We start from the raw sequence: 19,732 nt of genomic DNA on the forward strand, positions 1-19,732 counted from the left end.
GACGGAGGATTCGATGGCTGGGGGCGATCCTTCGACGGTTTCGGTCGAGCCCGAAGAAGTCAGAGCGCTGGGGCGGGTGGCCTATCAGGTGGCGCAGGAATGCCAGGCCGGGTACGCCTCGTTGGTGACCGATTTGCGGGCCACGATCGAGACCTGGACCGGGAACAACGCCGGTGTGTTCACCGCGGGGTGGGAGGAGTTCCATCTCGGTGCCGATCAGGTGTGGGACGCGTTGTTCGAACTGGCCGAGAAGCTGGGGATCACCGCGGAAACCCTCGCGCAGGTCGACGAGTCCAATGCCGCGGCGACCTACACGCTGAATCTGTGAGTGCGGAGCCGACCTCTGATGACGACTGAACCTCCCGCGTTCTCGGTCGATCTCGACCAGCTCGAACAGTTGACCGCGCGGATGCGTGGGTACATGTCCGCTGTCGCCGATGTGCTGACCGCGCTCGATGCCAAGGCCAAGGAGGTCGAGGGCGTGTGGTCCGGTGCGGCGGCCACGGCCTACAGCGAGGCGCATACGGAGTGGCGGGCCGGGGTCACCGATATGCAGGAGGGCCTGGCGGCGTTGGAAGCGGCGGCGAAGACCGCACACCAGAGCTATACCGACGCGGCGTCGGCGACGTTGAAGATCCTGGGCGTATGACGCCGACGGTCACCAAGCTCGACGTCGATCCCAAGGTCTACTACCAGGCTGCCACCAATTGCTTCGATGCCGCCGCGTCTCTGTTCGACAGCTTCACCTACGTTTTCGGTGAGCTCAACGGCTACGGGATGATGGCGGGCCGCGACGAAGACGGCCGAGCTTGGGCGGCGTCCTACGACCAGTCCGCGCGGGATGCCGTCGCGTTCTACGGGCAGACGTATTCGACCTTGCGTGCCTACGGCACGGCGCTCAACGACATCGGTTTCGAACACGCGAAGTCCGACGCCGCGATCAAGGGCACAGAACAACCGACGAGGCCCGCAGATTCGGCGTCGACCGCCACGTTCGGGCCCTACGCGCTGCCCGCGTCGGCGGCGGGCGGGACACCGCAGGGTCTGGCGCAGACGGCCATCGACGTTCTCGATGCGATCAACTGTCCACTTCCGGACGGTAATACCGACACGCTCACCAAAGCGGCGGAGGCGTGGGACCGGCTCGGCACGATCTACCAGAACACGAACGCCAAGGACAAGATCACGATCGCCGCCGGTCTGTTCGACGGGGTCACCTCCACCGACGCGATGCAGGTCCGGGAAGACCTGAAGAAGATCGAGAAATCGATCGGGGCGTTGCTCACCACGTGCACGCAGATCAGTACGTCGTGTCTCGACTACCGAGGCGCGATCCAGGAACTTCGCGAGGAGATCAAGGGGTTCATCGAGGCGATCATCACCGACGCCGCCATCGACGCTGCCGTCACGGTGATCGCCACCTGCCTGACCGGCGTCGGCGGCCTGATCGCCGGCGCCAAGGCGGTGGAGTCGGCTCGTCGATGGTCGGTGACGATCAAAGCCGCGGTGACGGCATGGCGAGCCCGCAAAGCGTTGCAGCTGAAAGGTCTGGCCGACGATGCCGCGGCCGCCATGTCGAAGGCCAAACAGGAGATCACCGAACTCTTCGAACGGTTGCGAGGCAAGGGTGACGGGGTCACGACACCGAAGGCGGCAAGCCTGAGCGACGATGATCGCCGCGCACTGCTCCAGGGCCCGAGTGACCTTCGGGGCCGATCGCTGACCGATATCCTGCGCTCCGGGGAAACACCGACCGCCGACCAGCAGCGCCAGATCGACGCGCTCAACGAGGCGCTCGGAAAGATGCCCGCCCACGAGGGCCTGGTCAGCCGGCATACCAACCTGACCCCCGAACAGCTTGCCCGGTACCAACAGGACCAGCCCGTCACCGAGCTGGGATTCACTTCGGCCAGTACCAATCCGAAGGGCGTCAACGAACTCACCGTGCAGAACTCGGAGGTCGAGTTCCAGATCGTCAGCAAGACCGGCCGCGACTACAGCGAGTACGGGACGCCCGACGAGGTGCTGTTCGCGTCCGGGACCAACTTCTTCGTCCACAGCAAGACGGTCGACCCGGCGACCGGCCGGATACTCATCAAGATGACGGAAATGTAGGAGGACCCCGATGCCCGAGAAGTTCGGCGGCAAGATCTTCTATTCGGCGGAGGAAGCCGAGCGACTGGGGTTGCGACCGTCCGCGGAGGACATCGCGCGCAGCGAGCGCATGTTCGCCGAGTTCGAGGAGCAGCGGCGACTGCTCGGTCCGGCGCCCGCGGGCACCAGCCCCGGGTTCGGCGGCCGGTTCTCCGATGATCTGGGCGGCACCGAGTTCGAGGGCTGGACACGTCATCCCAGCACCGGTGCGTGGCTCGACAAGGAAGGTCGACCGGCCTACGACGACGACGGCCGAAGGATCGACTACGACGGATAGACCCTGCTGCGGACCGGCTCCGGAAGTTGGCCGATGACCTGCGTCACACTGCCGAGTGAGCCGACGCTACGCTGGGCTCTCGTGCAAACGGTGCTCAGAGTCGACCTCGTCGGTCACGGCCTGACCGAGGCGGTCCGGAAGGCGCGATTTCCTGTCGACGAACCACTCGACGAGTCGGGGCGGGGTGCGCTGCGGGCGTACTCGGTGCCCGAGGGTGCGCAGGTGCGGACCGGGCCGGAACGGCGGGCTCGGGAGACGGCCGAGACGCTCGGGGTGGTCGGGGAACTGGACGCGCGATTGCGGGATCTCGACGCGGGGTCGTGGCGTGGGACCGAGATGAGCTCGCTGGCCCAGGATCAGCTGTTCGCCTGGCTCACCGATCCCGAATTCCGCGGGCACGGCGGCGAGTCGGTGACCGACCTGGTCGACCGGGTGCGGTTCTGGCTGGCCGAGATCGCCTCGGCGGGGCGCGACACGGTGGCGGTGACCCATCCGGCGGTGGTCAGAGCGGTGCTGCTGGTAGTGCTCGACTCGCCGCCGAAATCGTTCTGGCGCATGGATGTTCCGCCCGCGAGCGTGACCCGGCTGCACTACCGCGGCAACTGGACGCTGCGCCTGGGCGGTTCCTAGCAGCGACGAAACCCCCGGACTCACGGTCGATTCCGGGGGTCGTCGGTGGCCGTGGTCAGGTGTGGGCGGCGCCGTCGATGCGGATTTCGGTACCGCTGATGAAACGGCCGTCGTCGGAGACGAGCATGGCGATGACGCCGGCGACATTCTCGGGACCGGCCAGCTCCGCCGGGTTGTCCTGCGGGACAACGGCGACCAGGCGGCTGAACAGCGACCAGTCGGAGTCCTGGGGCAGGTAGCCGGGGGTGGCGTCGGTGAGGCCGGACTTGATGCCGCCGGGGGCGACGCTGACCGCGCGCAGGCCCTGCTTGGCGTACTCGAGGGCCAGCACATGGGTGAGCGATTGGATGCCGCCCTTGCTGGCGGAATAGGCGGCCATGTACGGATGGGCGAAGGTCGCCGACGTGGAGCTGAAGTTCACGATCGTGCTGCTGGGGTTGGCGAGCAGGGCGGGCAGGGCCTCGCGGATCACCAGGAACGTGCCGGTGAGGTTGACGTTGATGATCTGGTTCCAGAGATCCAGGGACGTCTCGTGGGTATGGGCGGCGCGCAGAATGCCCGCGGCGTTGACGAGGGCGTCCAGGCCGCCGAGTGACGCCACGGCGCTGCGGACCCCGGCGATGACGTCGGACTCGTCGCCGATGTTCATCTCCAGCGTGGTGAACCGCGCATCGGTGCCCGCCTCGGCGGCGCGGGCACGGGTCGCCCGCAGGCCTTCGGCGTTGACGTCGGCGCCGACGACGACCGCGCCTTCGGACAGCAGGCGGAGGGCGGTGGCCTGGCCGATGCCGGATCCGGCTCCGGTGACCAGGATGCGGCGCTGTTCGAGACGGTTCATGTGATTCTTCCTCGTCGTTGAGAGTGTTTCTGACACGATATGCCATAAATGGCAGGACGTGCAGAGAATCTTGGCGAGGTGGGTATAGTGCGGCCGTGACCAGGCAACCGAAGCGCGCGGCGCCCAGCCCTGGGCGGCCGGCGCTCAGCGAGATCCGCCGTGCGGCCACCCGCAAGGAGGTGGCCATGGTCGCCGCTCGGCTCTTTGCCGAAAACGGGTATTCCGCGACGACTGTCGAGGACATCGCCGCGTCCGCGGGGATGGGGTTGCGGACCTTCTATCGGTACTTTGCAGGCAAGGAAGACGTCGTCGCCCCACTGCTGGCCATCGGCACCCAGGCCTGGGCGGACGAACTCGCCGCTTGTCCGCCGGAGCTCCCGCTGCGCGAGGCGCTGAGTCGCTCCTACCGCACCGCGACCGCCGCCACCCTGGCCGACGGCGGCATCGCCGGCGAGCTCCTGCATCCCCTGCTGCGCGCTGTCACCGAACTGCCCGCCCTGCGGGCGACCTGGCTGCGTGTCCAGCAGGATTGCGAACTCAGCCTGATTCCCATCATCGCGGCGCGCACCGGCCGCTCGCCCGACGACCTGGATGTCGCGCTCGCCGCCGCCATGGCCAACGCGGCGGTGCGGCTGGGTACCGAAAGATGGGCCGCCGAAGCGGAATCCGACTCGGCCGCCGTTGTCGTCGACGCCTGCCTGGCCCGCCTCGCCGCGCACACACTCCTGTAGCCGGGATCGCGGGGTGCGCGCGGCCGTCGACTCGGTGCCGGAAAACGACGAAAGCCCCGGAGTCGAAACTCCGGGGCTTTCGTCTAGTAGCGGGAACAGGATTTGAACCTGCGACCTCTGGGTTATGAGCCCAGCGAGCTACCGAGCTGCTCCATCCCGCGTCGTAAATACCACTGTACACGGCGCGGCACGGAAGACGAAATCGGTTCCTGATCAGCCGAAATGTATGCCCTGGGCCAGCGGCAGCTCGGCGGAGTAGTTGATGGTGTTGGTGGCCCTGCGCATGTAGGCCTTCCACGAGTCGGAGCCGGATTCGCGACCGCCGCCGGTGTTCTTCTCGCCGCCGAACGCGCCGCCGATCTCCGCGCCCGAGGTGCCGATGTTGACATTGGCGATGCCGCAGTCCGATCCGGCGAGGAACCGCTCGGCCTCGCGCTGGTCGAGGGTGAAGATCGACGAGGAAAGACCCTGTGGCACAGCGTTGTTGAGGGCGATGGCGTCGTCGATCGCGTCGTAGACGAGCACGTAGAGGATCGGCGCGAAGGTCTCCTCGCGCACCAGCTCGGTCTGCGCGGGCATGCGCACGATGGCGGGGCGCACGTAGTAGGCGTCCGGGCCGACGAGGTCGATTCGCTCACCGCCGCAAACGATCTCGCCGCCGGTGTCCTCGGCCTGCAGCAGTGCCTTCTGCATCGAGATGAAGGCGCGCTCGTTGATCAGCGGGCCGACCAGCACGCCGTCGTCGAGCGGATTGCCCACGGGCAGTTGGCGGTACGCGGCGACGAGCCGCTCGACGAGCTGATCGGCGATGGATCGGTGCACGATCAGCCTGCGCAGCGTGGTGCAGCGCTGCCCCGCCGTGCCCGCCGCGGAGAAGACGATGCCGCGCACCGCCAGCTCCAGATCCGCGCTCGGCGCGACGATCGCGGCGTTGTTGCCGCCCAGCTCCAGCAGACAGCGGCCGAACCTGGCGGCCACGCGCGGGGCGACGGCGGCGCCCATCCGCACCGAACCGGTGGCGCTGAGCAGCGCGACCCTCGGGTCGTCGACCAGTGCCTCGCCGACCGCCGCGTCGCCCTGGATCAGCTGGTGCACCGCGGGATCGGCGCCGACGTCGACGGCGGCGCGGCGCAGCAGGGTGTGACAGGCCAGTGCGGTCAGCGGGGTGGTCTCCGAGGGCTTCCACACCACGGTGTCCCCGCAGACCAGCGCGATCGCGGTGTTCCACGCCCACACCGCGACCGGGAAGTTGAACGCCGAGATCACCCCGACGACGCCGAGCGGATGCCAGGTCTCCATGAGCCGGTGCCCGGGCCGCTCGGAAGGCATCGTGGCGCCGTAGAGCTGGCGGGACAGCCCGATCGCGAACTCGCAGACGTCGATCATCTCCTGCACTTCGCCCAGGGCCTCGGGGCCGATCTTGCCCGCCTCCAGCGTGACCAGCTCGGCCAGCTCGCTCTGGTGGGCGACCAGCAGCTCGGCCAGCCGGCGCACCAGCCCTGCGCGCACCGGCGCGGGCACGGTGCGCCAGCTCAGGAACGCGGTGGCGGCCCGCTCGATCGCGGCGTCGACGTCGTCGGTGGTGTCGGTGGTGACCGGCGGCAGGGCGCCACCGGAGATGGGGGTGCGGGCGAGCAGGTCACCGGACTCGGGGAGCTCGGCGCCGAGGCCGTGCAGCAGCGCCCTGGCTCGCAGCGCCAGCTGCTCGGAGAAGTGCTCGGTCACGCTGTGGGTCATCGCTGCTCACCTTCTGCTGTTTGGTACGGCTCACGGAAAAGTTCGGTGGAATTCGGTGGGGGAACAGAAAGAAGTTTTCCCCGCGCGACCCCCGTGCTGCGTTAGCCTTCGCTGATGGCGGATACACCGGCTAGACCCCAGCTCGACGACATCGACCGACTATTGATCAAAGAACTGATGAGCGATGGTCGCGCCACGTTGTCGAACCTGGCGGAGAAGGCCAGCCTCTCGGTCTCGGCAGTGCAGTCGCGGGTGCGCAGGCTCGAAGCGCGTGGAGTGATCCGCGGGTACGCGGCGCATGTCGATCCCGAAGCGCTCGGGCACCTGTTGTCGGCGTTCGTCGCGATCACTCCTCTCGACCCGTCCCAGCCCGATGACGCGCCCGCATTGTTGCAACACATCCCCGGCATCGAGGCGTGCCACTCGGTGGCGGGCGAAGAGAGCTACGTCCTGCTGGTTCGGGTCGCCTCCCCGCGGCACCTGGAACAGCTGCTGCAGGAGATCAGAGCCACCGCCAATGTGCGGACGCGCAGCACCATCATCCTGCAGACATTCTACGACAGGTAACGATTCCTCGTAATTGTTCCGCGATTCCGTAGAGGTTCCGTAAATATTTGCGTACCCTCGGCGTTGTGACCATCGAACTGGAGCGCCCCGGCGCGGCGGTCACCCCCGCCAACCGGGTCCACGAAATCCTGTCCTCGCACATCCTCGCGGACGGCTTCGAGCTTGTGCTCGATCTGCACAAGTCGCACGGCCGGACACTGATCGACGAACGTGACGGCACCGCCTACCTCGACATGTTCGGCTTCTTCGCCTCCAACGCGCTCGGGATGAACCATCCGGCGCTGGCGGGCGACGAACGCTTCCGCGCCGAGCTGGCCACCGCCGCGCTGAACAAACCGAGCAACTCCGACATCTACACCGTCGAGATGGCCCGCTTCGTCGAGGCCTTCGTCCGCGTCGTCGGCGACCCACGCCTCCCGCATCTGTTCTTCGTCGACGGCGGTGCGCTGGCGGTGGAGAACGCGCTCAAGGTCGCGTTCGACTGGAAGAGCAGGCACAACGAATCACACGGTCGTCCACCGGAACTCGGCACCCAGGTACTGCACCTGACCGGGGCGTTCCACGGCCGCAGCGGCTACACGATGTCGCTGACCAACACCGACCCGGTCAAGACCGCGCGGTTCCCGAAGTTCGCCTGGCCGCGCATCGAGACCCCGCACACGTTCGCGGGCCCGGACATCGCCGCGCTGGAGGCCCGCGCCATCGCGCAGGCCGCGCAGGCCTTCGCCGACCATCCGCACGACATCGCCTGCTTCATCGCCGAGCCCATCCAGGGTGAGGGCGGCGACCGGCACCTGCGGCCGCAGTTCCTCGGCGCGATGCAGCGCCTGTGTCACGACAACGACGCGCTGTTCGTCCTCGACGAGGTGCAGACCGGCGTCGGGATGACCGGAACCACCTGGGCCTACCAGCAATTGGGCATCGAGCCGGATGTGGTCGCGTTCGGCAAGAAGACCCAGGTCTGCGGCATCATGGCCGGCGGACGCGTCGACGAGGTGCCCGACAACGTCTTCCAGGTGAGCTCGCGGCTGAACTCCACCTGGGGCGGCAACCTCACCGACATGGTGCGCACCCGGCGCATTCTCGAAGTGCTGGAACAGGATCGGCTGATCGCGAAGTCGGTGCCGCTGGGCGCCTACCTGCTCGACCAGCTCGGCCAGCTCGCCGCCGCGCACCCGGACAAGGTGAGCGAACCCCGCGGGCGCGGTCTGATGTGCGCGGTCACGCTGGCCACCCCGGACCTGCGGGACCGGGTGGTGACGGCGCTGCGGGAGCGTCAGCACGTGCTGCTGCTCGGCACCGGGACCAGTGGCCTCCGTTTCCGGCCGCCGCTGACGGTCACCGAGGAAGAGCTGGAGCGGGCGGTCGATGCCTTGGACGCGGTGCTGACGCGAGAGCGCCTGTAGCGCAACAGGTGCCGCTCATGGCCTTGCGGCGCGTGTCCATCGACGACGCGCCGGGGCTGTGAGCGGCGCGCTGTCCGAATTGCTGGATTTTCGCTGGTGCTGCTTCTAGGCTTCGCACCCATGTCACTCGGAAGTCACCCTGACATGGAACGGTGCAGCGCGTGAACTGCCTCACCGAGCGAATCGGACAAATTGCTGTCACCTTGCTGCTCGCCGTCACGGCGGGCTGTTCGAACAGTGAGGCCGTGACTGTCGAGACGCCGACCGCGCCGCCCGCCTCGACGACCTCGCCGACCGCGATGCCGCCCCACATGACCGATCTGCTGCCCGGCATGCCGCCGCCGCTGTCGCCCACCGACATCTACGCCGCCAACCGGGAACTGAGTCCGTCGGTCGCCGATCACCGGCCGCTGGTCTACGTGCCCAACAGCAAGTCCGACACCGTGACGGTGATCGACCAGAACACCTTCCAGGTGCTCGGCACCTTCTCCTCCGGCGGCACCGAGCCACAGCACGTGGTGCCGTCCTACGACTTGCAGACCCTCTACGCCACCAACGATCTGCCGATCGGCGGCGGCAGCCTGCTGCCCATCGACCCGCGCACCGGAGCGCCCGCGGGCCCGGCGTTCCCGGTCCGCGACCCGTACAACATGTATTACACGCCCGATGGCGAGTTCGCCCTGGTCGTCGCCGAAGCGGACAAGTCGCTGGACTTCTACGACCCGGTGACTTGGCAGAAACTGCACGCGCTCGCGGTGCCCGAGTGCGCCGGGGTCGATCACATGGACTTCACCGCCGACGGCCGCTTCGCCGTGGCCAGCTGCGAATTCATCGGGCGGATGGCCGTTTTCGACGTCGCGCGGCGCACGCTGATCAAGATGATCGACCTGCCGGGCGGGCGCGGTGGCATGCCCCAGGACGTGAAGCTCTCGCCCGACGGGCACGTCTTCTTCGTCGCCGACATGATGGCCGACGGCATCTACACCATTCACGCGCACACCTTCGACAACACCGGGTTCATCCCCACCGGCAAAGGGACGCACGGGCTCTACGTCACCCGCGACTCCACCCAGATGCTGATCACCAACCGGCACGAGGGCAGCATCTCGGTGTGGGATTTCGCCGCGGGCGGGTTGGTGCACAAGTGGTTCATCCCCGGCGGTGGCAGTCCCGACATGGGCAACATCTCCGCCGACGGGCGGGTGTTCTGGGTGTCGGGACGGCACAACAACGAGGTGTACGCGGTCGACATCGTGAACTGGAAACTGCTGGCGCGCATCCCCGTCGACCACGGGCCACACGGGTTGACGGTGTGGCCGCAGCCAGGGCGCTACTCCACCGGGCACACGGGGGTCATGCGGTAGATCGCACGGTCGAGGCGACAACGGCGCGGTCGGTCGATCCGCGGGCAGCGTCGGTGGGCCGGCCGATTCCGTCAGGCGGGGACGGCGGTCAGTCCCAATGCGCCCGCGACGAACCGGTGGACCGACGCGAGACCCGCCGCCAGCGCCTCGTCCTCGCCGGGACGGGCCCAGCCGGTGACGGTGGCGGTGTCGTCGGGGCCCGGCGTCACGCCGATCTCGGCGACCAGCTCGGCGGTCGTCGGGACGCAGACGGCCCAGGAGAAGTGGGATTCGTCGGCCCACTGCGCGGCGCGGGTGGCCACATAGCCGGGATCGGTGATGCCGCCGTCGGCCAGCGCGGGGCGGTCGTCGATGCGCTCGTCGGCCCGCAGGGCACGCAGGTACCAGGCGCCCGCGTTGATCTCGATCGGTTCCACGTCCGCAGTGTAGGGGGAGCGCGGGTGCGCTCATGCGGTCAGGCCGGGCGGGGCTGGGCGCCGAGCACCGCGTGGACGGCGGCGCGGCCGATGTCGAGGGCCCGGGTGAGCAGATCGGTGTCGCGAGCCGCGCTGTCGACGGCGGGGGCGTCGGCGGGCGGGTGCACCTGCAGGACGCGCTCGCCCAGGGCGGCGAGGAAGTCGTCCTCGACCGCCTGCTGACCGGGGCGCTGGGACCACGCGCGGAAGGCGCCGGGGGCGATGGCGCGCATGTAGCCGCCGCCGACGACGCGGTGCAGCAGGGGCGCGGGCGGGCGGACCTCGTCGCAGCGGCGGGTGCGCAGCACCAGGGCGTGGGTGGTGCCCGCGGCGACGGCGGTGCGGATCGGGACCGTCTCGGAGAGGCCGCCGTCGAAGTAGCTGCGGCCGCCGAGGTCGACCGGGGGACCTGCCAGCAGGGGCAAGCCCGCGGAGGCCCGTAGCGCGGTCATCAGGGTGGTTTTATCGACGATGTGAGGTCCCAGGTCCACCGACTGGCCGGTGCGGACATCGGTGGCGATGGGGTGGAACGTGGTGGGGTTGGCCAGGATCGCCGGGAAGTCCATCGGCTCGATGCCGTCGTAGACCTGGTGCACCAGGTAGCGCAGATCGAAGACCGGACGACCGCGCAGGATGCGGACCGGGTCGACCACGCGGCGCATGATCGTCGCGTCGGTCCAGGACCGCATGCCCGTCGCCGCGCGTCCGCACAGCAGCCACGCGCCGTTGATCGCGCCCGCCGACGTGCCGTACACGGCGTCGAACACCGCGGACAGGCCGAGTTCCTCGAGTGCCTGCACCATGCCGCTGGAGTAGACCCCGCGGCTGCCGCCACCCTCGATCACCAGCGCGAGGCGATGGCCGTCGGCTCGGCTCCCGGCTTGCCTGCGGGACTCGATCACCTCGGTGACCGTGGCCGGACCCGGCGTTGCCGAGGGGTCCTGATCGGTGCGCGCACTGCTGGTCACCCGATCCACGATACGACAGGTGCCCGGGGTGCGGCCCGGCCCGAAGCCCGATCTTCGCCGCCCGTTCACCCGGACCGCGGTGATCGTTCCCGCGGTGTCGGAAACGACGACGGGCGCCGGTCGCGATCGACCGGCGCCCGTCTACGACGTGGGAGCTACTTGATCTCCGCCAGGACGGTGCCCTGGGTGATCGCCGCGCCCGCCTCGACGGCGAGGCCGGTGACGACGCCCGCCTTGTGCGCGTTGACCGGGTTCTCCATCTTCATGGCCTCGAGCACCACGATCAGGTCGCCCGCCTCGACGGTCTGGCCCTCTTCGACCGCGACCTTGACGACGGTGCCCTGCATGGGCGCGGTGACCGCGTCACCGGAGGCCGCACCGGCACCCGCGCCGCCACGCTTGCGCGCCTTCGGCTTCTTGCGGATGACACCGACACCGTTACCGGCCGAACCGGCGGCGCCACCACCGAGGGTGAACTGCCCGGGCAGCGACACCTCGACGCGACGGCCACCGACCTCGACGACGACCTTCTGCCGGGGCAGATCCTCGTCCTCGTCGTCGGCGGGAGCACCGGCCGTGTACGGCTCGACGGTGTTCTTCCACTCGGTTTCGATCCACTTGGTGTAGACGTCGAACTTCTCGCCGTCACCGATGAACGCCGGGTCCTCGACGATCGCGCGGTGGAACGGGATGACCGTCGCCAGGCCGTCGACCTCGAACTCGGCCAGCGCGCGGCGGGCACGCTGCAGCGCCTGGTCGCGGTTCTCGCCGGTGACGATCAGCTTGGCCAGCATGGAGTCGAACTGACCGCCGATGACGCTGCCGGCGACGACGCCGGAGTCGACGCGCACACCGGGGCCGGTGGGCTCGCGGTAGACGTTGACCGGGCCGGGGGCGGGCAGGAAGCCGCGACCGGCGTCCTCACCGTTGATCCGGAACTCGAAGGAGTGGCCGCGCGGGGTGGGGTCTTCCTTGATCGACAGTTCCTCGCCGTTGGCGATGGCGAACTGCTGACGCACGAGGTCGATGCCCGCGGTCTCCTCGGTGACCGGGTGCTCGACCTGCAGGCGGGTGTTCACCTCGAGGAACGACACGGTCTCGCCCTGCACCAGGTACTCCACGGTGCCCGCGCCGTAGTAGCCTGCCTCGCGGCAGATGCGCTTGGCCGAGTCGTGGATCTTGGCGCGGACGTCGTCGGACAGGAACGGCGCGGGCGCCTCCTCGACGAGCTTCTGGAACCGGCGCTGCAGCGAGCAGTCGCGGGTACCGGCGACGACGACGTTGCCGTGCTGGTCGGCGATGACCTGGGCCTCGACGTGGCGGGCCTTGTCCAGGTACTGCTCGACGAAGCACTCGCCGCGACCGAAGGCGGCGATGGCCTCACGGGTCGCCGACTCGAACAGCTCGGGGATCTCCTCGATGGTGTGGGCGACCTTCATGCCGCGGCCACCGCCACCGAAGGCGGCCTTGATGGCCACCGGGACGCCGTACTCCTTGGCGAACGCGACGACCTCGTCGGCGTTCTTGACCGGGTCCTTGGTGCCCGCGGCCATCGGCGCCTTGGCGCGCTCGGCGATGTGGCGCGCGGTGACCTTGTCGCCCAGGTCGCGGATGGACTGCGGCGAGGGGCCGATCCAGATGAGCCCGGCGTCGAGGACGGCCTGGGCGAAGTCGGCGTTCTCGGAGAGGAAGCCGTAACCCGGGTGGATCGCGTCGGCGCCGGACTTGGCGGCGGCGTCGAGGATCTTGTCGAACACGAGGTACGACTCGGCCGAGGTCTGACCGCCGAGGGCGAACGCCTCGTCGGCGAGCTTCACGAAGGGAGCGTCGGCATCGGGCTCGGCGTACACCGCGACGCTGGTGATCCCCGCGTCCTTGGCAGCCCGGATCACGCGGACCGCGATCTCGCCGCGGTTAGCTACGAGTACCTTCGTGATCCGTGCGCTGGCATGGCTGGGCACTGAGCCTCCTGTGTGCAATCTTTGGTCGCTTCGGGGGACGGGTCGCCGTGTAGGCCCCGTGCCCGGTATCGACAACTTTCGTCTCGGGCGAGTGTAGGCAGTCTGCCAATTGGGCCCGAACTCGGCTAGCCCTACTGTCGAGTAGGTCGCAGGTCACAGTACTCGGCACGCTGTGATGTGAATACGTTTCAATTGATCCCGGTCGCGTGGCCCGGGTCGGTGCCCCGGCTGATCGGCAGCCGTACCGAGTTGCCCCACTCGATCCAGGAACCGTCGTAATTGCGCACCGACCTGCGGCCGAGCAGGAAGGTCAGGACGAACCAGGTGTGGCTGGAACGCTCGCCGACCCGGCTGTAGACGACCAGATCCTCGGCGGGCAGCGCCCCGTAGACCGCGTCCAGCTCGGCCCTGGACCGGAATCGGCCGTCGGTGGTGCAGGCCTGCGTCCACGGGATGTTCACCGCGGTCGGCACGTGGCCGCCGCGCAGCGTCGCGTACTCCTGGTCGAGCGGCTTGTCCTCGACCTCGCCGGAGTACTCCTGGGCCGAACGCACGTCGACCAGCGGGCTGCCCAGACGGGTCAGCACCTCGTCGCGGAAGGCGCGGGCGGTGGTGTCGTCGCGCTCGACGTGGGGGTAGTCGGTGGGAGTGGGGGAGGGCAGGTCGAAGGTGGTGTCGCGTTCCTCGGAGATCCAGGCGTCGCGGCCGCCGTCGAGCAGGCGCACGTCCTCGTGGCCGAACAGGGTGAAGATCCAGGCGGTGTGCGCGGCCTGGGCGTTGTCGCGGTCGCCGTAGATCACCACGGTGTCCTCGCGCCGGATGCCCTTGGCCCGCATCAGCTCGGTGAACCGGGCGCCGTCGACGTAATCGCGGGTCACCGGGTCGCTCAGGTCACCACGCCAATCGATTTTGACCGCGCCGGGCACATGGCCGATGTCGTAGAGGAGGATGTCATCGTTCGACTCGATGATCTTCAAACCGGGTACGCCGATGTTTGCGGACAGCCATTCTGTGGTTACCAATCGGTGCGGGACTGCGTAGGAACCGAAGGCGGGGTGCGGATCCGGGGCGACGGGCACGGTGTGGTCCTTCACGCGAGAGTATGGGCGGATGCGACAGTGTGATGGGGTCGCAGCCGATGGTATGTCTGTGTTGGCACATCACGAATCGACACAATGGTCGAATAAAGCGCAGAGCCGTCCGATAAAGTCTCTGGAGAGGAGGGGTGAGCTATGTCCGATTCTTGGCCGCGACGGCGACTGCTCGCGATCCTACGTGGCGCCACCGAGCCCCTCGACGCCCAGGAACTGGCCAGGATCACCGGACAGCATGTCACCACGGTCCGATTCCATCTCGATGTGCTCACCCGCGAATCCCTCGTCCGGCAGTTCCAGCAGCCGCCCCGCGGTCGCGGCCGTCCCCGGATCGGCTACCGCGCCGTGCAGCGCTCGGTCGGCTATCAGGAACTCGCCCAGGTCCTCGCCGATCATCTGGGACCCGATCCGGTCACCCGCTCGGCCGCCGCGGTCGCCGCGGGCCGTGCCTGGGGCGCCCGGATGGACATCGGCACCCACCCGGTGGAAACCCTCGCCGACGCCAGGGACATCACCATGTCGCTGATGTCGGAACTCGGCTTCGCGCCGGAGAAGGACCCGGTCGGCGAGACGCCCGAGCACGTCCAGATCAATCTCACCGCCTGCCCGCTGCGGGAACTGGCCCGCTCGCACGCCGAAGTGGTGTGCGGGGTGCACATGGGGCTCATGCGGGAGGTGCTGGAACGCAACGGCGCGCGCGGTCGTGTCGACGTGCAGCTGCACCCGTTCGTCGAGCCGGAGCTGTGTACGGCCCGGCTGGAACTCACCCTGGGCGCGGAGAACTCCGCACCGGTGACGGCCGGACCGGCCGCGAGCGGGGAGAAGCCGGTGATCGCGCCGTCAGGCCCGCGCGTCCCGCCACAGCTGCGTGACACCGACGCCGACGTCTTCGAGCAGCCTGCGCAACAGCGGTAGCCCGATCCCGATGACGCTGGACGGGTCGCCCTCGATCCGGTCGACGAACCAGCCGCCCAGCCCGTCGAGGGTGAACGCGCCCGCGACCTGCAGCGGTTCGCCCGAGGCGATGTAGGCGTCGAGCTCGTCGGGGGCCGGCTTCGCGAAATGCACCGTAGTGCTGCTGCACTCCGCCGATTCGGCGACGACCGCGCCGTCGCGCAGCCGCAGCACACAGTGCCCGGTGATCAGATCGGCGCTGCGACCGGCCATTCCGGCCCAGCGGGCACGCGCCACCTCGGGCGTGTGCGGTTTGCCTTGCAGCTGCCCGTCGACGAGCAGCATCGAATCGCAGCCGACGACGACACAGTCGGCGGCGAGTTCGGGAATCGACGCGGCGACGTCGACCGCCTTGGCGCGGGCCAGGGCGACGACGACGTCGTGCGAGGAGGTGTCAGGGGGGAGCGCGGCCGATACCGCGTCCTCGTCCACGCCCGAGACGCGCACGACGGGGTCGATGCCCGCCGTGCGCAGGATCCCGAGACGGGCGGGGGACGCGGAGGCCAGAACCAGCCGGGTCACCCGCGTCAGCGCAGGTGCGACAGCAGCGGGTACGCGTACGGCGAGAACGGGGACGTGCCCCGGTGCATCAGCGTCGCCCTGCCCCAGTTGTCGTTCGGGCCGGTCGGGCCGGTGGCGGGGGCGCTCGCGGCGGCCGCGCTCAGCACGGCGACCAGCGCCGCGATGTCCTCATCGGTCGGCGAGCCCTTCACGATGCGGAACATCGGCTCCCCGAGGCTCTCCGCGGGCTCGACGGCAACCGCGCTAGCGGACGGCTCGACCTCGTCGACGAGTGGTTCGACGGCGAGCTCCAGCTCGGCGGCGGTCAACACGTCTTCTTCTGCCACAGTTGTCACAGTGCCAGATCCTTCCTGCCTCGTCCGGGAGATCTGCCCCGGTGGCGAAGCTGTGGTACTCCGATGTCCTACAGCGCGGTTGACGCGATCATTCCCGGTAGGGACGCGACGATCAACAGTTGCGTCATAGCAACAAGTGTGCGCGGCCTACCGGGGATATCGCGCTTTCACAGCGGAATGTTGCCGTGTTTCTTCGGCGGCAGGGTCACCATCTTGCGCTCGAGCAGTCGCAGCGCCGACACGATCTGGCCGCGGGTGTGCGAGGGCGGGATGACCGCGTCGACGTAACCGCGCTCGGCCGCGACGTACGGGTTCACGAGGGTGTCCTCGTACTCGTTCTGCAGCTCGAGGCGCAGAGCGTCCACGTCGGCGCCGTTCTTGGCGGCCTCCTGCAGCTGCTTGCGGTAGACGAACCCGACGGCGCCGGAAGCACCCATCACGGCGATCTGCGCGGTCGGCCACGCCAGGTTCACATCGGCGCCCATGTGCTTGGAACCCATGACGTCGTAGGCGCCGCCGTAGGCCTTGCGAGTGATGATCGTGATCTTGCCCACAGTGGCCTCGCCGTAGGCGTAGAGCAGCTTCGCGCCGCGGCGGATGATGCCGTTGTATTCCTGGCCGGTGCCGGGCAGGAAGCCGGGAACGTCGACCAGGGTGATGATCGGGATGTTGAAGGCGTCACAGGTGCGCACGAAGCGCGCGGCCTTCTCCGAGGCGTCGATGTCGAGGCAGCCGGCGAACTGGGTCGGCTGGTTGGCGACGATGCCGACGCTGCGGCCGTCGACGCGACCGAAACCGCAGATGATGTTCATCGCGCGCTCGGCCTGGACCTCGAGGAACTCGTCGTCGTCGAGCAGCCGGGTGATGACCTCGTGCATGTCGTACGGCTGGTTCGGCGAGTCCGGGATGATCGTGTCGAGCTCGAGGTCCTCGTCGGTGAGCGAGTCCTCGATCGCGCCGTTGATCGGGTCGGTCGGCGCGTGCCGGGGCGCCTCGGCGCGGTTGTTGCTCGGCAGGTAGCTCAGCAGGTCCTTGACGTAGTCCAGGGCGTCCTGCTCGCCGGAGGCCACGTAGTGGGCCACGCCGGACTTGGTCATGTGGGTGTGCGCGCCACCCAGGTCCTCCATGGTGACCTCTTCACCGGTGACGGTCTTGATCACGTCGGGACCGGTGACGAACATCTGCGAGGTCTGGTCGACCATCACCACGAAGTCGGTGAGCGCGGGGGAGTACACGTGACCACCGGCCGCGGCGCCCATGATCAGCGAGATCTGCGGGATCACGCCGGAGGCCTGCACGTTGCGGTGGAAGATCTCGCCGTAGAGGCCCAGGGAGACGACGCCCTCCTGGATGCGCGCGCCGGCGCCCTCGTTGATGCCGACCAGCGGACGGCCGGTCTTGATGGCCAGGTCCATGACCTTGACGATCTTCTCGCCGTAGACCTCGCCGAGCGAGCCACCGAACACGGTGACGTCCTGCGAGAACAGGCACACGTCGCGGCCGTCGATGGTGCCGTAACCGGTCACCACGCCGTCGCCGAGCGGACGGTTGTTCTCCAGGCCGAAATTCACGCTGCGGTGCTTGGCGAGGGCGTCGAGTTCGACGAAGGAGCCCTCGTCGACCAGGGCCAGGATGCGCTCGCGCGCGGTCATCTTGCCCTTGGCGTGCACCTTGTCGACCGCGGCCTCACCCATCGGGTGTTGCGCTTCTTCCAGCCGATTCCGCAGGTCAGCCAGCTTCCCGGCGGTCGTGTGGATATCGGGGGTGCCCGCCGAATCCGATGCGGGCTGCTGCTGGACACTCGTCATGGGTTGCGAGTGTAACCAGTGACACCACGTCGCACTACGGCAGTCTCGCCTACCGGCCAGTACAGAAACCCCAGCTAGGCGCGGCCACAAAGTTGCCCCCATCCGGGCGAGTAGCGTTCCCGGAATGAACAGGGCACCGATCGATGCGCCTCGTCTGCGCAGCTCCCTCGCCACTCCGGCACCGACGTTCTACGACCGGATCGACGTGGTCGAATCGACCGGTTCGACCAATGCCGACCTGGTGGCCAGGGCCGCGGATCCGTCCGCCGACCGGCAGGCGCTGCTGGCCGAGGAGCAGGTGCGGGGCCGCGGCAGGCACGCCCGTGCCTGGGTGAGCCCGCCGCGCGCGCAGATCTCGCTGTCGATCCTGGTCCGCCTGCCCGGGATCGACCCCGGCGCGCTGGGCTGGCTGCCCCTGCTGACCGGGATCGCGGTCGTCGACGCGGTGCGCGGCACGGCCGGGGTCGCGCCGGAACTGAAGTGGCCCAACGACGTCCTGCTCGACGGCCGCAAGCTCGCCGGCATCCTGGCCGAGGTGGCGGCGACCGGCATCGCGCCCGCCGTGGTGGTCGGCATCGGTCTCAATGTCGACCTCGACGAGGCGGAACTGCCGGTCCCGCACGCGACGTCGCTCGCGCTGGCCGGCGCGCGCGACCTGGACCGGACCGCGCTGGTCGCGGCGATCCTCACCGAGTTCGCCCGCCGGTTCACCGCGTGGGAGCGGGCGGGCTGGGCCGTCGAGGAACTCGCCGCCGCCTATCGCGAGCGCTGCGCCACCCTCGGCATCGAGGTGCGGGCCGAGCTGCCGGGCGGCCGGGTCGTCACCGGCGTCGCGACCGGCATCGACGACACCGGCCGGCTGCTGATCGGCGACGAGGCGGTCTCCGCCGGCGACGTGAGCCACCTGCGCGGCCAGTACTGACGCGAGCGGTCCCGGTGCGCCGGGACCGCTCGGCACCGGGTCAGCGCGCCGCGACGGCGTTGCGCTCGGCCACTTCGCGCTCGCGCGCCAGCAGCCGGTCGCGCTGCTCCTCGAAGCGCAGCACGTCCTTTTCCAGTTTGTCGACGAACTGCGCCAGGTCGTCGCGCGCCGCCTCGCCGGCCGCGCCGAAGTCGGTGCGGTCGAAGATGTTCCACTGCTTGAGCACCGGCAGCACCACCTCGTCGAGGTGCTGGCGCAGGTCGTAGATGCCGTGCTTGGCCATCAGCACGCCGTTGCGCCGCCAGTTCGGCATGCCCGCGCCGGGCATCTGGAAGTTGGTGAGCACCTTGGTGATCGCGGGCATCGCCTGGTCGGGGACCAGATCCAGCGCCGCGCCGCAGAGGTTGCGGTAGAAGATCATGTGCAGGTTCTCGTCGGTGGCGACGCGGGCCAGCATGCGGTCGGCGACCGGATCGTCACAGACGCGGCCGGTATTGCGGTGGCTGACCCGGGTAGCCAGCTCCTGGAACGTCACGTACGCGACGTTGACCAGGAATCCGCCCCAGTTGGCCGGCGCGTGCGCGCCCTGGGTCATGTGGATCATCCTGGCCTCTTCCAGGGCGACCGGGTCGACGCCACGGGTGACGACCAGATAGTCGCGGATCACGATGCCGTGCCGGTTCTCCTCGGCGGTCCAGCGACCGACCCAGGTGCCCCAGGCGCCGTCCTGGGAGAAGTTCTCGGCGATTTCCCGGTGGTAGGACGGGAGATTGTCCTCGGTGAGCAGATTGGTGATCATCGCCGCCTTGGCGACCTCGGAGAGCCTGGATTGTTCCGGCTCCCAATCGATTCCGCCCATCGCGGCGAAATTGCGGCCTTCGTCCCACGGGACGTAATCGTGCGGATTCCAGTCCTTGGCGATCGAGAGGTGCCGATTGAGATTCTGTTCGGCCACCGGTTCCAGGGCCGTCAGGATTTCGAGCTGAGTCAGAGCTTTGGTCACGCGTGC

At 68.8% G+C, this 19,732-nt stretch carries 20 protein-coding genes and 1 tRNA gene; 10 read left to right on the forward strand and 11 right to left on the reverse strand.

Annotation, left to right across the window (positions count from 1 at the left end; genetic code table 11):
* Window positions 1–13: 13 nt before the first annotated feature.
* The 4 genes from ACIO52_RS24985 to ACIO52_RS25000 all read left to right on the forward strand — a co-directional run bounded on the left by ACIO52_RS24985 (window position 14) and on the right by ACIO52_RS25000 (window position 3,061).
* Window positions 14–328, forward strand: a complete 315-nt coding sequence (locus tag ACIO52_RS24985) for a WXG100 family type VII secretion target (RefSeq protein WP_218720903.1) — start codon at window positions 14–16, stop codon at window positions 326–328.
* Window positions 329–346: 18 nt separating this feature from the next.
* A complete protein-coding gene (locus ACIO52_RS24990; protein WP_218720904.1) occupies window positions 347–649 on the forward strand; it encodes a WXG100 family type VII secretion target in 303 nt (100 codons plus the stop codon).
* Between the two features lie 1,476 nt (window positions 650–2,125).
* Window positions 2,126–2,431, forward strand: a complete 306-nt coding sequence (locus ACIO52_RS24995; RefSeq protein ID WP_218720905.1) for a hypothetical protein — start codon at window positions 2,126–2,128, stop codon at window positions 2,429–2,431.
* A gap of 90 nt (window positions 2,432–2,521) precedes the next feature.
* Window positions 2,522–3,061 (forward strand): histidine phosphatase family protein, encoded by a 540-nt coding sequence (locus tag ACIO52_RS25000; protein ID WP_374104906.1) that lies wholly within the window; start codon window positions 2,522–2,524, stop codon window positions 3,059–3,061.
* 55 nt (window positions 3,062–3,116) lie between these two features.
* On the opposite strand, the gene ACIO52_RS25005 is transcribed toward ACIO52_RS25000, so the two are convergent.
* The gene (locus ACIO52_RS25005; protein WP_218720907.1) at window positions 3,117–3,899 is read right to left on the reverse strand and encodes an SDR family NAD(P)-dependent oxidoreductase; all 783 of its coding nucleotides are present in this window, start codon (window positions 3,897–3,899) and stop codon (window positions 3,117–3,119) included.
* Window positions 3,900–3,994: 95 nt separating this feature from the next.
* On the opposite strand from ACIO52_RS25005, the gene ACIO52_RS25010 reads away from it, so the two are divergent.
* Window positions 3,995–4,630, forward strand: a complete 636-nt coding sequence (locus ACIO52_RS25010) for a TetR family transcriptional regulator (RefSeq protein WP_218720908.1) — start codon at window positions 3,995–3,997, stop codon at window positions 4,628–4,630.
* An 87-nt stretch (window positions 4,631–4,717) separates the two neighbouring features.
* On the opposite strand, the gene ACIO52_RS25015 is transcribed toward ACIO52_RS25010, so the two are convergent.
* Window positions 4,718–4,791, reverse strand: a tRNA-Met gene (locus ACIO52_RS25015).
* Between the two features lie 52 nt (window positions 4,792–4,843).
* Complete coding sequence (locus ACIO52_RS25020; RefSeq protein WP_316573643.1) at window positions 4,844–6,367, reverse strand: aldehyde dehydrogenase family protein; 1,524 nt, start codon at window positions 6,365–6,367, stop codon at window positions 4,844–4,846.
* Between the two features lie 114 nt (window positions 6,368–6,481).
* On the opposite strand from ACIO52_RS25020, the gene ACIO52_RS25025 reads away from it, so the two are divergent.
* The 3 genes from ACIO52_RS25025 (at window position 6,482) to ACIO52_RS25035 (ending at window position 9,704) form a co-directional block, all read left to right on the forward strand.
* Window positions 6,482–6,934 carry an Lrp/AsnC family transcriptional regulator gene (locus tag ACIO52_RS25025; RefSeq protein ID WP_071926582.1) on the forward strand — a complete coding sequence of 151 codons (453 nt, stop codon included), beginning with the start codon at window positions 6,482–6,484 and terminating at the stop codon, window positions 6,932–6,934.
* A gap of 65 nt (window positions 6,935–6,999) precedes the next feature.
* Complete coding sequence (gene lat, locus ACIO52_RS25030) at window positions 7,000–8,340, forward strand: L-lysine 6-transaminase (RefSeq protein ID WP_316573644.1); 1,341 nt, start codon at window positions 7,000–7,002, stop codon at window positions 8,338–8,340.
* Between the two features lie 245 nt (window positions 8,341–8,585).
* Window positions 8,586–9,704, forward strand: coding sequence for a hypothetical protein (locus ACIO52_RS25035; RefSeq protein WP_402647185.1), 1,119 nt, complete (start codon window positions 8,586–8,588; stop codon window positions 9,702–9,704).
* Between the two features lie 71 nt (window positions 9,705–9,775).
* Here the strand turns inward: ACIO52_RS25035 and ACIO52_RS25040 are convergent, their stop codons facing one another.
* The 4 genes from ACIO52_RS25040 to ACIO52_RS25055 all read right to left on the reverse strand — a co-directional run bounded on the left by ACIO52_RS25040 (window position 9,776) and on the right by ACIO52_RS25055 (window position 14,167).
* Entirely contained in the window at window positions 9,776–10,120 is a 345-nt protein-coding gene (locus ACIO52_RS25040) for a hypothetical protein (protein ID WP_218720911.1), read from the reverse strand.
* A gap of 38 nt (window positions 10,121–10,158) precedes the next feature.
* Entirely contained in the window at window positions 10,159–11,127 is a 969-nt protein-coding gene (locus tag ACIO52_RS25045) for a patatin family protein (protein WP_316573646.1), read from the reverse strand.
* Between the two features lie 155 nt (window positions 11,128–11,282).
* Entirely contained in the window at window positions 11,283–13,088 is a 1,806-nt protein-coding gene (locus ACIO52_RS25050) for an acetyl/propionyl/methylcrotonyl-CoA carboxylase subunit alpha (protein ID WP_218720913.1), read from the reverse strand.
* A gap of 188 nt (window positions 13,089–13,276) precedes the next feature.
* Window positions 13,277–14,167, reverse strand: a complete 891-nt coding sequence (locus ACIO52_RS25055) for a sulfurtransferase (RefSeq protein ID WP_402647190.1) — start codon at window positions 14,165–14,167, stop codon at window positions 13,277–13,279.
* Between the two features lie 153 nt (window positions 14,168–14,320).
* Between ACIO52_RS25055 and ACIO52_RS25060 the strand changes: the two genes are divergently transcribed.
* Window positions 14,321–15,097, forward strand: coding sequence for a metalloregulator ArsR/SmtB family transcription factor (locus tag ACIO52_RS25060; RefSeq protein WP_218720915.1), 777 nt, complete (start codon window positions 14,321–14,323; stop codon window positions 15,095–15,097).
* Here the strand turns inward: ACIO52_RS25060 and ACIO52_RS25065 are convergent.
* The 3 genes from ACIO52_RS25065 to ACIO52_RS25075 all read right to left on the reverse strand — a co-directional run bounded on the left by ACIO52_RS25065 (window position 15,023) and on the right by ACIO52_RS25075 (window position 17,801).
* The gene (locus tag ACIO52_RS25065) at window positions 15,023–15,658 is read right to left on the reverse strand and encodes a nucleoside triphosphate pyrophosphatase (RefSeq protein ID WP_218720916.1); all 636 of its coding nucleotides are present in this window, start codon (window positions 15,656–15,658) and stop codon (window positions 15,023–15,025) included. The two genes, ACIO52_RS25060 and ACIO52_RS25065, sit on opposite strands and share 75 nt — an antisense overlap.
* A 5-nt stretch (window positions 15,659–15,663) precedes the next feature.
* A complete protein-coding gene (locus tag ACIO52_RS25070; RefSeq protein WP_218720917.1) occupies window positions 15,664–15,993 on the reverse strand; it encodes an acyl-CoA carboxylase subunit epsilon in 330 nt (109 codons plus the stop codon).
* 167 nt (window positions 15,994–16,160) lie between these two features.
* Window positions 16,161–17,801, reverse strand: a complete 1,641-nt coding sequence (locus ACIO52_RS25075; protein ID WP_402647195.1) for an acyl-CoA carboxylase subunit beta — start codon at window positions 17,799–17,801, stop codon at window positions 16,161–16,163.
* A 124-nt stretch (window positions 17,802–17,925) separates the two neighbouring features.
* On the opposite strand from ACIO52_RS25075, the gene ACIO52_RS25080 reads away from it, so the two are divergent.
* Window positions 17,926–18,723, forward strand: coding sequence for a biotin--[acetyl-CoA-carboxylase] ligase (locus tag ACIO52_RS25080; protein WP_402647197.1), 798 nt, complete (start codon window positions 17,926–17,928; stop codon window positions 18,721–18,723).
* A gap of 40 nt (window positions 18,724–18,763) precedes the next feature.
* On the opposite strand, the gene ACIO52_RS25085 is transcribed toward ACIO52_RS25080, so the two are convergent.
* A complete protein-coding gene (locus ACIO52_RS25085; protein ID WP_218720920.1) occupies window positions 18,764–19,726 on the reverse strand; it encodes an acyl-ACP desaturase in 963 nt (320 codons plus the stop codon).
* Window positions 19,727–19,732 lie beyond the last annotated feature (6 nt).

Source organism: Nocardia sp. NPDC087230, from assembly GCF_044744725.1.
GTDB classification, from domain to species: domain Bacteria; phylum Actinomycetota; class Actinomycetes; order Mycobacteriales; family Mycobacteriaceae; genus Nocardia; species Nocardia canadensis.